This window comes from Nostoc sp. C052 (genome assembly GCF_013393905.1).
In the GTDB taxonomy this organism is placed as follows: domain Bacteria; phylum Cyanobacteriota; class Cyanobacteriia; order Cyanobacteriales; family Nostocaceae; genus Nostoc.
The window spans coordinates 7,757,103-7,771,227 of record NZ_CP040272.1 but is presented as its reverse complement, the minus strand read 5'-3'; the positions used below and the strand labels follow the sequence as shown (position 1 = coordinate 7,771,227).

The 14,125-nt window shown below is 42.4% G+C and carries 11 protein-coding genes and 3 pseudogenes; 6 read left to right on the top strand and 8 right to left on the bottom strand.

The annotated features are described in order from the left end of the window. Nucleotides 1-35 precede the first annotated feature (35 nt). The 5 genes and pseudogenes from FD723_RS44260 to FD723_RS31940 form a co-directional block, all read right to left on the bottom strand. A pseudogene (locus FD723_RS44260) lies at nucleotides 36-233 on the bottom strand (ribulose bisphosphate carboxylase small subunit); the annotation flags it as partial. 153 nt (nucleotides 234-386) lie between these two features. Further along, nucleotides 387-2,042: pseudogene (locus FD723_RS31955) on the bottom strand (ribulose bisphosphate carboxylase small subunit); the annotation flags it as partial. Nucleotides 2,043-2,144: 102 nt separating this feature from the next. Next, complete coding sequence (locus FD723_RS31950) at nucleotides 2,145-2,447, bottom strand: EutN/CcmL family microcompartment protein (protein WP_179068922.1); 303 nt, start codon at nucleotides 2,445-2,447, stop codon at nucleotides 2,145-2,147. A gap of 6 nt (nucleotides 2,448-2,453) precedes the next feature. Continuing rightward, a complete protein-coding gene (locus tag FD723_RS31945; RefSeq protein ID WP_010995041.1) occupies nucleotides 2,454-2,798 on the bottom strand; it encodes a carbon dioxide-concentrating mechanism protein CcmK in 345 nt (114 codons plus the stop codon). 94 nt (nucleotides 2,799-2,892) lie between these two features. Continuing rightward, nucleotides 2,893-3,201, bottom strand: a complete 309-nt coding sequence (locus FD723_RS31940; protein WP_012410633.1) for a carbon dioxide-concentrating mechanism protein CcmK — start codon at nucleotides 3,199-3,201, stop codon at nucleotides 2,893-2,895. A gap of 658 nt (nucleotides 3,202-3,859) precedes the next feature. Here FD723_RS31940 and FD723_RS31935 point away from each other — a divergent pair. From FD723_RS31935 to FD723_RS31920, 4 genes are all read left to right on the top strand, one after another. Continuing rightward, nucleotides 3,860-5,716, top strand: coding sequence for an NAD(P)H-quinone oxidoreductase subunit F (locus tag FD723_RS31935; protein WP_179068921.1), 1,857 nt, complete (start codon nucleotides 3,860-3,862; stop codon nucleotides 5,714-5,716). A gap of 103 nt (nucleotides 5,717-5,819) precedes the next feature. Continuing rightward, nucleotides 5,820-7,325, top strand: coding sequence for an NADH-quinone oxidoreductase subunit M (locus FD723_RS31930; RefSeq protein WP_179068920.1), 1,506 nt, complete (start codon nucleotides 5,820-5,822; stop codon nucleotides 7,323-7,325). 128 nt (nucleotides 7,326-7,453) lie between these two features. After that, nucleotides 7,454-8,584, top strand: coding sequence for a CO2 hydration protein (locus FD723_RS31925; protein WP_179068919.1), 1,131 nt, complete (start codon nucleotides 7,454-7,456; stop codon nucleotides 8,582-8,584). Nucleotides 8,585-8,609: 25 nt separating this feature from the next. Next, the gene (locus FD723_RS31920; RefSeq protein ID WP_179068918.1) at nucleotides 8,610-9,464 is read left to right on the top strand and encodes an oxygenase MpaB family protein; all 855 of its coding nucleotides are present in this window, start codon (nucleotides 8,610-8,612) and stop codon (nucleotides 9,462-9,464) included. Here FD723_RS31920 and FD723_RS31915 read toward each other — a convergent pair. Continuing rightward, nucleotides 9,461-9,835, bottom strand: a pseudogene (locus FD723_RS31915) (Uma2 family endonuclease); the annotation flags it as partial. The gene FD723_RS31920 and the pseudogene FD723_RS31915 overlap by 4 nt on opposite strands. A gap of 107 nt (nucleotides 9,836-9,942) precedes the next feature. On the opposite strand from FD723_RS31915, the gene FD723_RS31910 reads away from it, so the two are divergent. Beyond that, on the top strand, nucleotides 9,943-10,992 hold the full coding sequence (locus FD723_RS31910) for a serine/threonine-protein kinase (RefSeq protein ID WP_256874999.1): 1,050 nt from the start codon (nucleotides 9,943-9,945) through the stop codon (nucleotides 10,990-10,992). Between the two features lie 140 nt (nucleotides 10,993-11,132). Then, complete coding sequence (locus FD723_RS31905) at nucleotides 11,133-12,611, top strand: serine/threonine-protein kinase (protein ID WP_179068916.1); 1,479 nt, start codon at nucleotides 11,133-11,135, stop codon at nucleotides 12,609-12,611. A 229-nt stretch (nucleotides 12,612-12,840) separates the two neighbouring features. On the opposite strand, the gene FD723_RS31900 is transcribed toward FD723_RS31905, so the two are convergent. Both FD723_RS31900 and FD723_RS31895 read right to left on the bottom strand, forming a co-directional pair. Next, complete coding sequence (locus FD723_RS31900; protein WP_179068915.1) at nucleotides 12,841-13,473, bottom strand: Uma2 family endonuclease; 633 nt, start codon at nucleotides 13,471-13,473, stop codon at nucleotides 12,841-12,843. 211 nt (nucleotides 13,474-13,684) lie between these two features. Further along, entirely contained in the window at nucleotides 13,685-14,047 is a 363-nt protein-coding gene (locus tag FD723_RS31895) for a hypothetical protein (protein WP_179068914.1), read from the bottom strand. Between the last annotated feature and the right edge of the window lie 78 nt (nucleotides 14,048-14,125).

Sequence of the window (14,125 nt, the reverse complement as noted above, 5' to 3'; positions counted from 1 at the left end):
TTAACTCAGCACTCAGCACTTTTAACTCAGCACTATTATGGTCGTTGAATAATCGTTTCTAATACTCGACGCTTGGCTTTGGGGTCAACACCAATTAAGCGTACATATTCCCCTGGATATTCACCGAGTTGTCCTTCTACAGATGCGATCGCTTCTCTTTCTGAGGAGGCTTGAATTTGACCAGTACTAGTCCAAGAACCTGTACGGAACCGCCGTTGATCTACATGCTCAACGCTAATTTTATACCCACCAGCTAATAGTTGCCGGAGTTGTTCTACTACTTCAGTACTCAAGCGGGTAGCGGTAGCGGTAGCGGTAGCTGTTGCAGAGGATGCCGCACTAGTAGTAAATGATTTCTGACTGCCAGAGGAGGCTACTTGACCATTTGGACGTTGGATAATAGTCTCTAATACCCGCCGTTTGGCTTTAGGGTCAATACCAATTAAGCGTACATATTCCCCTGGATATTCGCCGAGTTGTCTTTCTACGGCGGCGATCGCTTCTCTTTCTGAAGAGGCTTGAATTTGACCGGTACTAGTCCAGGAACCTGTACGGAAGCGGCGCTCATCTACATGTTCTATGCTAATTTTCGAGCCACCAGCCAATAATTGCCGGAGTTGGTCTACTACTTCTGTACTCAAGTGGTTACTAGTAGCTGTTGCTGTCGCAGAGCTAGCACTGGTATGAAATGATTTCTGACTACCAGAAGATACTACTTGACCATTTGGACGTTGGATAATGCTTTCTAATACCCGGCGTTTGGCTTTGGTATCAATGCCGATTAAACGCACATATTCGCCTGGATGGCTCTCTATACATTCTTCTAAGGCGGAGATGACTTGATTTGTGGAAGTTGCTTCTATTGGCTTGCAACTAGTCCAAGAACCTGTGCGGAAGCGCCGCTCATCTACGTGTTCTATGCCAATTTTATAACCACTCGCCAAAAGTTGGCGGATTTGATCTAGAGTTTCGCCACTAACTTTGCCGCTGCTAGAGCCATTACTGTTACCATGACCATTATTGCTGCTGTAGCCGCCATTGCTATGACTGCTAGTTGGAGCTTTAAAACTGGTAGCTGGTTTTGCATCACCATCTGGACGTTGGATGATGCTCTCTAGCACACGCTTTCTACCTTTGTCAATGCCAAACAGGCGGACATACTCGCCGCTATGGTCATTTAGACAGCTTTCTAAGGCTGCGATCGCTTCACCGATCGATCTCGGTTCAATTGGTTGACAACTAGTCCAAGAACCTGTGCGGAACCGTCTTTGGTCTACGTGTTCCGTACCAATTTTATAACCTTGCTGTAATAGATACCGTAACTGATCTATTGTTTCTGCACCCAAGCTATTGCTCGCCACTTCACTACTCCTTTCCAACTCTAAAACAGTAATACCATTACCTGTATAAGATTTAGCGTTCTCATCCCGAATGGGTGCTATACATTTGCTATCCGCAGCACAGAGATAACCCGCTCGTAATGCCTGATTAATCCCAACTACATGATGAGCAAATTCCTTATCTTGATCTTGCACATCTGGCAAGCGGTCAGCTTGCTGCTGGCTGGTAATTATCGCTCCCGAAGGTATATATTTACCAGGGGGAATCTCTACGTCTTGAATCAAAGCGTGCATCATGACGATGCAACCTGCACCCACTCTGGCATTAAACACCGTCGAGCGAAAGCCAATGAAGGAATTATCCCCTACATAAGCTGGCCCGTGAATTAGAGCCATGTGGGTAATGCAAGTGTTTTTACCAATCCATACCGAGTATTTATTTTGGTCATCGCCAATTACTCGTCCTTGCTCCAACCCATGAATGACCACACCATCTTGAATATTGGTATTTTCACCAAGATAAAAGGGTGTACCTTCATCCGCTCTAATCGTAGTCCCCGGAGCAACGATTACATTTGCACCTATTCGTACATCCCCAATCAGATTGGAGAACGAATGTACAAAGGAAGTTTCATGGATTTGAGGTTCAGCTAAATTCCTTGACCACGGGGTTGGGGGTGCCGCCGTGCTGCGGACTGCCATCGCGAGATTCCTCCTGAAATTAAGTTATGAATTATGAGTTATGAGTTATGAGTTTTAACTCCTCACTTCTCACTCTTAACTCCTAACTTTTCTAACTGTTGACTATCGATATTGATCTTTTTTGCTGTAAATTAGGCGATCTTCAACGTAAATAGTATCTATGATCGCCACCACTGCTGCATCCAATGGACGCTGTTCATTGCCAACAACTTGACGAGCGGCACTACCACGAGTGATGAGTACCCACTCATCTACTCCTGCTCCCACAATATCTGCTGCTACTTCATACTCTGGTAGGATATTGCCGTTTTCATCTACTAATTGTAACAACAGTAGTTTCACACCTCTCAGACTTGGATCTTTTTGGGTGCTAACTACTGTGCCGCGAACTTTGGCAATTTGCATTACAAATTACGGTCTTCTACCAAAAGGACGAATTGCATTCACATTTTCCCGGAACTGCTCTACATCTTCGGTATAACGAATTGGTAGAACGTATTCTAAGTTTTCGTGAGGACGAGCAATGATATGAGTAGACAGTACTTGTCCGCCATTGACTCGCTTTACAGATTCAACTCCTGCGGCCACAGAAGCTTGAACTTCGGAAACGTCACCCCGAACAATTACTGTTACCCGACCACTACCAATTTTTTCATAACCTACTAAAGTGACGCGAGCCGCTTTCACCATTGCGTCAGCCGCTTCCACCACTGCTGGAAAGCCTAGCGTTTCAACCATTCCTACTGCAATTGACATTAGTTTTAATCCCTTTTTTATTGTTTTTAGCCTTGGACAACAAAAGTGATGCTCAATTAGGTAAAGAGCGTTAATTACTTTGTTTAAACAGCTTTTAAGTACGGAATTGTTCTACCGCTTCTGTGTAACGTATCGGCAAGACGTATTCCAGGTTTTCGTGAGGACGAGCAATGATGTGAGTGGATAACACTTCACCACCGAAGACTCTTTTCGCCGCTTCAACCCCAGCTGCTACAGAAGCTTGAACTTCCGATACATCTCCCCTAACTATGACGGTGACACGAGCGCTACCAATTTTTTCATAGCCCACTAAAGTGACACGGGCGGCTTTCACCATCGCATCAGCAGCTTCTACAACTGCTGGAAAGCCTTTCGTTTCAATCATCCCAACTGCAATTGGCATCGCAGAACTCCTACAAAATGAATCAGATCGGTACTGTTGTTTGAAATTTTTGACGGGGAGAGGTTTATCTTATAGCTAAGAAAACACTTCCAAATTAAGCATAGGAAAGCTTGGCGTCCCTGGCAATATAAATTACTATAATAGTTTATGATAAGAAAGTTTTAAAAAACTTAACAAAAAGTTATCTGTCCTTCTAGACGATTAAAGTTCACTGATTCCTAGAGAGGCCACTTATGCTTTATAATTTCTTTATTACATTGACAAAACGACATTCATAACCAAGGCTAATCCGATCTGTCGAGGGACAAACATCGGCTGTAACTTTTGCTGTATCTATCTTTTGTTAAAGATTGCTACATCTACAATGACTAGGTGAAAAATATATAACTTTTTCAAATATATTGTATAAAGTACTTTGCTTAAAGTCGAAATATAAATGTAAAAAGGTCAGTGATGTTAAGGCAAGTAAATGCTTTTGCTTATGTAAAGTTATATTTTACTTATGTTAAATAGGGTAAAGCTAGGTAAAAGTACTCGCCAGAATGTAGCTGAAACAATATTAAAAAAACATCGGTATTTTGGTAAATTGATTTTATTAAATAAATAATTATTTTAGAGCTTTTTTTAAATCAAGGCTGATTCGTCAAGGAAAATTTAAATGGATCAATTTCTATTTTCAACAAGTTGGTTTGTGCCTTTTTATAGCTTATTGGGCGCAATTTTGACCTTGCCGTGGGGAATAGGAATAATTCAGCGAACAGGGCCAAGACCTGCGGCATATATCAATTTGTTGACAACCGTTTTAGCTTTTATCCATAGCCTGTTTGTGTTTAAAAGTATCTGGTATAGAGAACCAGAAACTTTACTGGTGAATTGGTTCAAAGTTGCGGATTTAGACTTATCTTTTGCCTTGGAACTGTCACCAGTTAGTATTGGGGCAACAGTTTTAATTACAGGGTTAAGCTTACTGGCACAAGTTTACGCTCTGGGTTATATGGAAAAAGACTGGTCGTTGGCGCGTTTTTTTGCGCTGCTGGGATTTTTTGAAGCAGCGTTGACTAGCCTAGCAATCAGTGATTCTTTGTTTCTCAGCTATGCCCTTTTGGAAGTGTTGACCCTTTCGACTTACTTGCTGGTGGGATTCTGGTATGCTCAACCGTTAGTAGTGACAGCGGCGCGGGATGCGTTTTGGACTAAACGGGTGGGAGACTTGTTGCTGCTAATGGCTGTGGTAACACTTTCTACCTTAGCCGGGAGTTTGAATTTTTCGGATTTATATGAATGGGCGCAAACAGCTAATTTAAGCCCAATGACATCGACATTGCTAGGGTTGGCGTTAATTGCTGGGCCTGCTGGTAAATGTGCCCAATTTCCCCTGCACCTGTGGTTAGATGAGGCAATGGAAGGGCCAAACCCCGCTTCGGTAATGCGAAATTCGTTGGTAGTAGCTGGTGGTGCTTATTTACTGTATAAATTTCAACCATTGTTAGCCCTATCGCCAGTTGCCTTAAATGCCTTGGTAGTGATGGGTACGGTGACGGCGATTGGAGCCACATTAGTATCTATAGCTCAAATTGACATTAAGCGATCGCTATCTCATTCCACCAGTGCATACATGGGCTTAGTGTTTTTGGCGGTAGGGTTGCAGCAAGGGGGTGTAGCCTTGATGTTGTTGTTAACTCATGCGATCGCCAAAGCATTATTATTTATGAGTTCTGGTTCAGTCATCTTGACTACCCAAAGCCAAGACTTAACAGAAATGGGCGGTTTGTGGTCACGAATGCCAGCTACTACCACTGCCTTTGTGGTCGGTTCCGCTGGGATGGTAACACTACTACCATTAGGAAGTTTTTGGGCAATGTTAGCATGGGCTGACGGTTTCGTAAGTATTAGCCCTTGGGTAATTGGGGTTTTAATATTAGTTAATGGTTTAACAGCATTAAACCTCACCAGAGTATTTAGATTAGTCTTTTGGGGTAAACCGCAACAAAAGACCCGTCGTACCCCAGAAGTTGGTTGGCAAATGGCCCTACCAATGGTGATTCTGACAGTGCTAACTCTGCTTTTACCTCTAATGTTACAGCAATGGTACTTGCTACCCGATTGGGAAAGTATTAATTGGTATGTGGCGTTAGCGTTATTTGGTTCTACCTTGGTGGGAGTAGGTGTAGGGTGTACAGTTCATCTGCACAAAGCTTGGTCACGATCGAGAATCTTGGCGTGGAGATTTGTGCAAGACTTGTTAGGTTATGATTTTTATATTGACCGAGTTTATCTTGTAACGGTGGTAAGCGCAGTCGCACTGTTATCTAAAATTTCTGCTTGGAGCGATCGCTACTTGGTTGATGGTTTTGTAAACTTGGTTGGGTTTGCAACAATTTTCGGCGGACAAACTTTAAAGTACAGCATTTCTGGACAATCTCAGGGCTATATGTTGACCATACTAGCAGTCGTCAGCGTCCTGGGTTTTTTCATCAGCTGGTCGTTGGGTTTACTAGATAAATTGCCTTTTTAAAGATATTGTCATTGGTCATTGGTCATTGGTCATTTGTCATTTGTGATTGGGTAAGAGTTTTTTCCCAGTCCCCAGTCCCCAGTCCCCATTCCATACCTAACTTATGCTTAGTGTTTTAATTCTAGTGCCGTTAATCGGTGCAGCTTTAATTGGTTTCTCGCCCTCTGGCATCAGTGGGAAATTCGCCCGTGGGGTGGCTTTGGTCTTTGCCAGTATCGCTTTCTTATGGACAATCGTACTAGCAATTCAGTTTCATCCAGGGGAAATTACTCAACAGTTTGCTGAATCTATCCCTTGGATAGATGCTTTAGGATTGAATTATAACCTTGGGATAGATGGTTTATCTTTGCCATTGCTGGTTTTGAATGGATTGTTAACTGCCATTGCCATCTACAGCAGCGATGAATCCTTACAGCGTCCGAAATTTTATTACTCTTTGATCCTATTATTAAGCGCTGGGGTAACAGGAGCCTTTCTGGCACAGGATTTACTGCTATTTTTCCTGTTTTACGAATTGGAACTAATTCCGCTGTATTTGTTGATAGCTATTTGGGGTGGCGCCAAGCGGGGTTATGCGGCGACTAAATTTCTGATTTATACAGCCGTTTCGGGAATTCTGATTTTAGCAAGTTTCCTCGGCATGGTTTGGCTGAGTGGTTCCTCTAACTTTGCACTAGCAACCTTGAACGCGACAACTTTACCTCTAGCAACACAGCTTTTATTGCTAGCGGGAATTTTGATCGGTTTTGGGATTAAAATTCCCTTGGTTCCCTTCCATACTTGGTTGCCAGATGCTCACGTTGAAGCTTCCACACCGATTTCTGTGCTATTGGCTGGAGTGCTATTGAAATTGGGAACTTATGGCTTACTGCGATTTGGCATGAACTTGTTACCAGAAGCTTGGAGTTATCTGGCTCCCTGGTTAGCCACTTGGGCGGTGGTAAGTGTGCTGTATGGTTCATCCTGCGCCATCGCTCAAACCGATATGAAAAAAATGGTAGCATACAGCTCCATTGGACACATGGGTTATGTGCTGTTAGCCGCTGCTGCTGCTACACCTTTAAGTGTGTTGGGTGCTGTAATGCAAATGATTAGCCACGGCTTGATTTCCGCAATGCTGTTTTTGCTGGTGGGAGTTGTATATAAAAAAGCTGGAAGCCGAGATTTAGAAATCATCCAAGGATTGCTGAACCCAGAACGGGGTATGCCGGTAATTGGTAGCTTGATGATTGTCGGAGTCATGGCCAGCGCTGGTATACCGGGAATGCTAGGGTTTATTTCCGAATTTGTAGTTTATCGCGGGAGTTTTCCAGTTTTTCCAGTGCAAACCTTGCTATGTATGCTTGGTACTGGTTTAACAGCGGTTTACTTCTTAATACTCGTCAACCGCGCCTTTTTTGGCCGCTTATCTGCACAAGTTACCAACTTACCACGTGTGTATTGGAGCGATCGCATCCCAGCAGTAATTTTAGCTGTGCTAATTGTGATTTTTGGCATTCAACCTGCTTGGCTAGTGCGCTGGACTGAACCAACAATTACAGCAATGGTGAATAGTCAAAATGTAGTAGTAGCAGTGTCCTTGGATAAAGCAATGGGAAGTAGGGATTAGGGAAGAAGCAAGGGAGCAGGGAGCAGGGAGCAAGGGAGAAGAATTTTCCCCTCCGCCCCCCGCACCCTGCCCCTCTGCCTCTTTTCAATGCCCAATGCCCAATCCCTAAACTTTTCGGAGAGATGGTAATGGTAACTATTAAAAAAAAAGCAACTCACAATCCCTTAGCTGAGTATATTGAACGTCTGCAAAAAGGAGATGCATTACTCCCCGATAGTCCAGAAAATGTACTAGAAGTTGTTGGTATTCTTAAAAGCTATGGCGTAGTTTTAGATGCCTACTCAAAAAATCTTAACTACATTGCCGAGCATCAGTTTTTAGTATTTTTTCCATTTTTTAAATACTTTAATGGAGAGGTTTCTTTCCAGAAATTACTCCGTCACTGGTGGCATAACCGAATTAATTTTGAATATGCCGAGTATTGCATGAAAGCCATGATGTGGCACGGTGGCGGCGGACTAGATACGTATTTAAATACAACAGAATTTCAAGAAAGAGCGCAAGCCGTTATTGCCGCAAAATTTAAAAATAATCCCTTCATTCCGGGTATCAACCAACTGTTTCCAGATTTCTTAACAGAACACTTGCGCGTCTCTGCTTACTACACAGGTTTAGGTCAATTTTGGCGAGTCATGGCTGATATCTTCCTCAGCTTATCAGACCTCTACGATCAAGGCAAAATCAAATCGATTCCCCAAGTTGTAGAACACATTAAAGCTGGGTTAGTGGCAAATGCATCAAACCCAATTACCTACACCGTCAAAATTCGGGGTGAAGTTTATGAAATCATTCCCAAAAGCGTTGGTTTGACTTTCTTAGCAGATACAGCCATCCCTTATGTAGAAGCAGTATTCTTCCGAGGAACTCCTTTCCACGGTACAGTTTCATACAACGCCCAAGGATATCAAATTCCCCCAGATCAAACTCTATTTCAATATGGCGCATTGTATGCCGATCCTTTGCCCATCGGTGGCGCGGGTATTCCTCCCACTTTATTGATGCAGGATATGCGTCATTATCTTCCAGAGTATCTGCACGAAATTTATCGTCGTAGTCTCCGGGGTGAAGATGATTTGCGGGTACAAATTTGCATGAGTTTCCAAAAATCGATGTTTTGCGTGACAACAGCAACCATTTTAGGACTGATGCCTCATCCTTTGGATACTAAAGATCCAAATGAGCAAAAAATTAATCGAGTTTATTTAGAGAAGTGGATGAGTCGGTTACAAACTTCGCGGTTGCTAGATGTGAATAAATAACTGAATTTACACAGAGAAATTTCAGATGTTTTTCAATCGCTATAAAAACCTTCATCTAATTCAGCAACTTGATCCAGTGCAAGATCATTGCCGGATTTATCACTTAATGAATGGCTATGAGTTTCCTTGGGATATGACGCGATCGCTCGAAGTTGCCTTGATGCGAACTTATTGCGTTCCTAGTATTTCTAAATTGCTGAATCAGACAGGAGAATTTACCCATTGTCCGCAAAAACGCTATGATGATACGTCAATAATTGTTGGAGAGATGATTAAGTGGGGTTATGATAGCGCGCGTGGCAAAGAAGCCCTGCAACGTATGAATACACTCCACGGACGCTTCAAGATTGACAACGGTGATTTCTTATATGTACTTTCAACCTTCATTTTTGAGCCTATCCGTTGGAATGTGCGGTTTGGTTGGCGGCTGATGTGCGAACAAGAAAAATTAGCGTCTTTTTACTTCTGGCGAGAATTAGGTAAGCAAATGCAGATTCAGAATATCCCTGAAACCTACGAAGAATTGGAGCGCTATAACCTGGACTACGAACGCCAAAAATTTCGCTATTCAGATACAAATTGCCGAGTTGGGGAAGCTACACGCGATTTATTTTTGAGTTGGTTTCCTTCGTGGATGCGTTCTGCCATCAAACCAGGTATCTACGCTTTACTAGATGAGACAATGCTCGATGCCTTTGGTTTTCCCTATCCCTCGCCATTGTTGCGATCGGCTATGGTAAGTCTACTAAAAATCCGAGCCAAATTAATCCGGTTATTCCCACCTCGGAATCACCCCAATTTTTATATTGACTCTCTTATCCCCAGCTATCCCACTGGCTATGAAATTGCAAATGTGGGGCCAGTTCATCCGAAAATCTAGGCTTCTGGTTCAACGCCGAGTGATCGCAATTGAGCAGTCAAGCGATCGGCTCTTTCTTCACCAGTCAACAATAAATTACCTTGCAAATCCCACCAACGCAACCAAGGTAATTCCATATTATAATATTGTCCTTGCCAAATCCCTAACTCAACTCCCAAAGGATGTATGGGACAATGCCCACGTTCATTTGCTGTTAATAACTGATATTGTCCACCAATTAATTCATAAACTTCCACACTGGCTTTATTCACTTCATAAATGCCGTAGAAGGGAGGACGAATCACTTGCTCATAAATCCAAAATTTCCCCTTCCACGGAGTTTTTTCTCGCTCCTCACTACCATCCCCAGAAACAAATTCTAATGCAATCAAATTCACTTTAGCAATTTTAGGGTGTGAGAGAAAAAAGCGTAGGCGTAGCCCATCGTAGACATCGCTCTCCTTCTCAAAGCTAACTTAGCTTGTCAAGATTCAATTGTGTGAAAATTAATACAAATATATTGGGAGTTGCAAAGATGGCTTGGGTAGCTGGCGATCGCTTGCAAGGTGGAAAGTACACCATTGAAAAAGAGTTGGGAAGAGGACGCTTTGGCATTACCTATTTGGTAAGAAATAGGAATGGCGATCGCTTTGTCATTAAAACCTTAAATGATGACTTGCTAAATTCCCTTAACCAGTTAGAGCGCGAACGGCTAAAGACAATGTTTTTGCGGGAGGCTTTAAAGCTGCAAAAGTGTAAGCATAAGTATATTGTGGAGGTCGTAGACTCCTTTGAAGAAGCAGACTGTTTGTGTTTGTTAATGGAATATGTAAATGAAGTGAGTTTGGCTGACCTGCGTCCACCAACACTTTCAGAACCAGAAGCATTACGTTACATCCAGCAAATTGGGGAAGCACTGATAGTTGTACATGAAAATGAACTAATTCATCGAGATGTGCATCCAGGAAATATCTTGTTGCGGAAGCGAGAGGGACAGCTAGAAGCGGTACTAATTGATTTTGGTTTAGCTTTGGATTTTGACCATATTTTAACCACAAGCCGAACTAAGGAAACTTCTGATGGATTTACGCCTCCTGAGCTTTATGCAAAAGGTACTATAACTCGTGCATATAGCGATATTTATTCACTAGCAGCTACTCTGTATAGACTTTTGACAGGAAGAATACCTGTTGATGCAGTAAAGCGCAAAGTGGATGGCGAGCATTTAGTATCTCCTAAAGAATTCAACGATCAAATCAGCCCTCGCGTCAATCGAGCAATTTTAGCAGGTATGCAGCTAGATCCTAAACAGCGTCCTCAATCAATGCGAGAGTGGCTTGATTTATTGGGGTTAATAGGGGAAACTCCTCAGCTTGTGCCAAATGTACCCCCTCAACCCAACCCAATCAATTGGACACATGTTATAGCTGCGATCGCAGCTATAGGAGCCTTACTCTCAGGCATTGCTGCTTTGATTCCTATTATCACATCTTCATCTTCCAACTCACCGTCACACTCTCCCAGTCCGTCATCTAGCAAAACACCGTAGATTTAGGTAAACTTTCATCAGGGTGTTGATATTAAAGTAACGATTTTGACTTATGCCCAATTGTCTAAAGAGATTGTCTCATATATTGTTGAGCGTGCCTTAATTACGAATTACGAATTACGAATTATTTAGAGGTATTTATGCCCTGGATAGCAAGACAACAATTGCAAGGTGGCAAATACGTAATTGAACAAGTCTTGGGACAGGGGGGATTCGGGATTACTTATAAGGCATTGCATATTGAACTAAACCAGACAGTTGTAATTAAGACACCTAATGAATACCTCAGCCACGACCCGGAATATGAAAAGTACATAGAAAGATTTATCCAAGAAGGGCGGATACTCGCACGCTTATCAAAAGACCCCCATCCTCACATTGTGGGAGTGATTGATTTGTTTCGAGAAGGTGCTATCCACTGTTTGGTGATGGATTTTGTACCAGGAGAAAATTTGTTTGAGGCAGTAAGACGCAGAGGGGCGTTACCAGAAGCAGAAATTGTTCCCTGTATCCGCCAGATTGGCGAAGCTTTAGTGGTGGTGCATCAAGCAGGGCTAGTACACAGAGATGCCCACCCTGGAAACATCATGTTGCGGAGTAATGGCAAAGCGGTTCTGATTGACTTTGGCATTGCCAAAGAACTCTTGCCTAAAACTTTGAGTTCAACAGGAAATGCGGGTAATCATGGGTTTGCACCCTATGAACAGATAACCAGAGGCAGCCGGGAACCAACAGTTGATGTTTACTGTCTGGCTGCCACACTCTATTATGCAATGACAGGTCAAAGCCCGACACCTTCTCTAGCTCGTAAGCTCCATAATGCTTCCCTAAAGCAACCCAAACAAATTATTCCCAGTATTAGCAAGCGATTGAATCAGGCAATTCTCAAAGGTATGGCGCTGGAGGCAAAAGACCGTCCTCAGTCAATGAAAGCATGGTTAGCAATGTTAGACGCACCAAAAGTTGGTATAAAAGAAGTTGGAGACTTGCGTAAAAATAAAATACCAGCTAGACAATCTATATCAAGAAGAATCCAAAACTTTATTGGTACATTATTAAACCGCGAGTCTCTTGTTCTTTCCAAACCCAAGCTAAACCCAGATAAAGCTGTTGATCCAGTTAACATAAAAGAAGTTATTCGCCCCCAAGCCAAGCTAAAGTTAGAGGCAATTCCAGAAAAACCAGCTACTAAATCACTTAGAATCATTCCCTGGGGCTGGTTGGTTGTATTATTCAGCTACTTATTGATAGGCTATTTATTAGCCGCGTTTAACGCTCCGTATATAGTTTGGATTGCGGTTGTCGCTGTGGCTGTGGCTGGGTCTGTGGCTGTGGCTATGGCTATGGCTTGGGTTGTGATTGTGGCTTGGATTGTGGTTTGGACTGGGGTTTTGGCCCTGGCTTGGGTTCTGGCTTGGGCTGGGGCTGTGGCTGTGGCTGTGGCTGTGGCTGTGGCTGTGGCTTGGGCTGGGACTTTGGCTGTGGCTGGGGCTGTGGCTGGAAATGAATTACGAAAATCTTTTAGCAAGGTTAATACTTTTCTAATTTTAGCTAGTACTTCTAGTCTAAGCTTGGGTTTGGGATGGTTAGGACATAAAATTTTGAATACAGGTTCATAGCTTACTCAAGCTCTAGAAGCTAAATGACAAAAGATTTTGGTTGTATCGAGTAGAGAAGCGATGTCTAACAACAAGCAGCTGCCCGTCTACGTACCTTTAACCTCATACCAAAATATTAATGATATCTACATTAAAATAGTCCGCCAACGCTTCTGCTTGAGTTTTACTAATGGTGCGATTGCGCAGCGTCTCGAAGGGAAGGAGAATCGCCATAACATATCGTAGTTAACTATGCTAATTTTTCTCTAACCCAAATACGAAAAGATTTCAACAAAGCAACCTCACCCATGCTTTGACTTTGCTGAATAAATTTACTCATCTCATTCACTGAAATCAGAGGAAAAGCGATGCTAGATTTACACTCAACATATTGCCCTGCTTGCAACTGATAAAATTTCAAATTTTGCCCATCATATCGCCAAAGTTCATTTATAGTTAACGCTGCGTAAATATTAAATTTATTAATTGAACTATTAGTAATATCAATCTCAATTGCTAAATCAGGTGGTGGATCTGTTTCTAAATTTAGACTTTTCTTCCCTCTAACTTTTGGTTCATTTTGTATATAGTAGCAGTTATCTGGCTCTATCCCTTTTTTTGCTAATTTGCGCTTCAATGTTGTAGAACCAGCACTTTTAATTTCTCTTCCTATTTCTTCAGTCAAAGCAAATATCAAGCGGTCAAATTGAATTTTGGGATTTTCGTGTTCAAAAAGTGGTGTCATGATTTCTAAAGTACCGCCATCATAAGCAAACCGAGAGTCTCTATCCTCACCTGTGTCTTTTAGCAAGGCTTCAAAGGTTTCCCAGCTAATGTTATGTAGTACTGTTCTTTGTTCTGCGGGTGTTGACTGGACTAGCATATTAAAATACTTCTTTCATGACAATATTAGATAAAGTTTCAACGCCGAGCCATGTCTGACGACAACCTGCTATGCGTCTACGCCATATTTCTCTAAAACTCAAGCGATCGCTATTTAAATGTTATCTTTTTTCTATTGGTTCACCACCTAACCAAGAATCTCCCGAATTAAAATCGGGAGAGTGTTAAAAAACCCAAATCTATTGTCTTTATCAAATAACAACCTCTTGCTTAGGCTTCCGCACTGGACGCTTGCGTTCGCTACGACGAACGCCCCCTGCCATTTTGTATTCATCGCTATTCTTGCCATACTTTGCAGCTACGCTGACTAAGACATGTTCTGTTAGTTCCATCAGCGATTTTTCGGCTAATTCTAAAGCTCCCTGAGTTAAATCCACGGTGGAGAGGCTGGAGTTATAAACTTCCAATTTCTCCTGTGTTTTTTTGATGGCGGCGGCAAAAGTGTCAATAGTGACTCCATTACCTAAATCTAAGGTGGAACTAATCGATTTCAAAGCCGCAATCCGACGCTGTGCCCTATCAAGTACTTTAGACCCACGTTTTGGACGTGACATAAATAACCTTCCTTTTGTTAATCATGCACTAGGATAAAAACTGACTTCTATCCTTGTCTCTACACCATTAAGATAAAC

Excerpts from the sequence above, each read along its gene's own strand:
- FD723_RS31950 (WP_179068922.1), bottom strand. The coding sequence starts at position 2,447 with ATGCAAATTGCCAAAGTTCGCGGCACAGTAGTTAGCACCCAAAAAGAT.
- FD723_RS31920 (WP_179068918.1), top strand. The coding sequence starts at position 8,610 with ATGTTTTTCAATCGCTATAAAAACCTTCATCTAATTCAGCAACTTGAT.
- FD723_RS31905 (WP_179068916.1), top strand. The coding sequence starts at position 11,133 with ATGCCCTGGATAGCAAGACAACAATTGCAAGGTGGCAAATACGTAATT.
- FD723_RS31895 (WP_179068914.1), bottom strand. The coding sequence starts at position 14,047 with ATGTCACGTCCAAAACGTGGGTCTAAAGTACTTGATAGGGCACAGCGT.
- FD723_RS31945 (WP_010995041.1), bottom strand. The coding sequence starts at position 2,798 with ATGTCAATTGCAGTAGGAATGGTTGAAACGCTAGGCTTTCCAGCAGTG.
- FD723_RS31940 (WP_012410633.1), bottom strand. The coding sequence starts at position 3,201 with ATGCCAATTGCAGTTGGGATGATTGAAACGAAAGGCTTTCCAGCAGTT.
- FD723_RS31930 (WP_179068920.1), top strand. The coding sequence starts at position 5,820 with ATGCTTAGTGTTTTAATTCTAGTGCCGTTAATCGGTGCAGCTTTAATT.
- FD723_RS31900 (WP_179068915.1), bottom strand. The coding sequence starts at position 13,473 with ATGCTAGTCCAGTCAACACCCGCAGAACAAAGAACAGTACTACATAAC.
- FD723_RS31935 (WP_179068921.1), top strand. The coding sequence starts at position 3,860 with ATGGATCAATTTCTATTTTCAACAAGTTGGTTTGTGCCTTTTTATAGC.
- FD723_RS31925 (WP_179068919.1), top strand. The coding sequence starts at position 7,454 with ATGGTAACTATTAAAAAAAAAGCAACTCACAATCCCTTAGCTGAGTAT.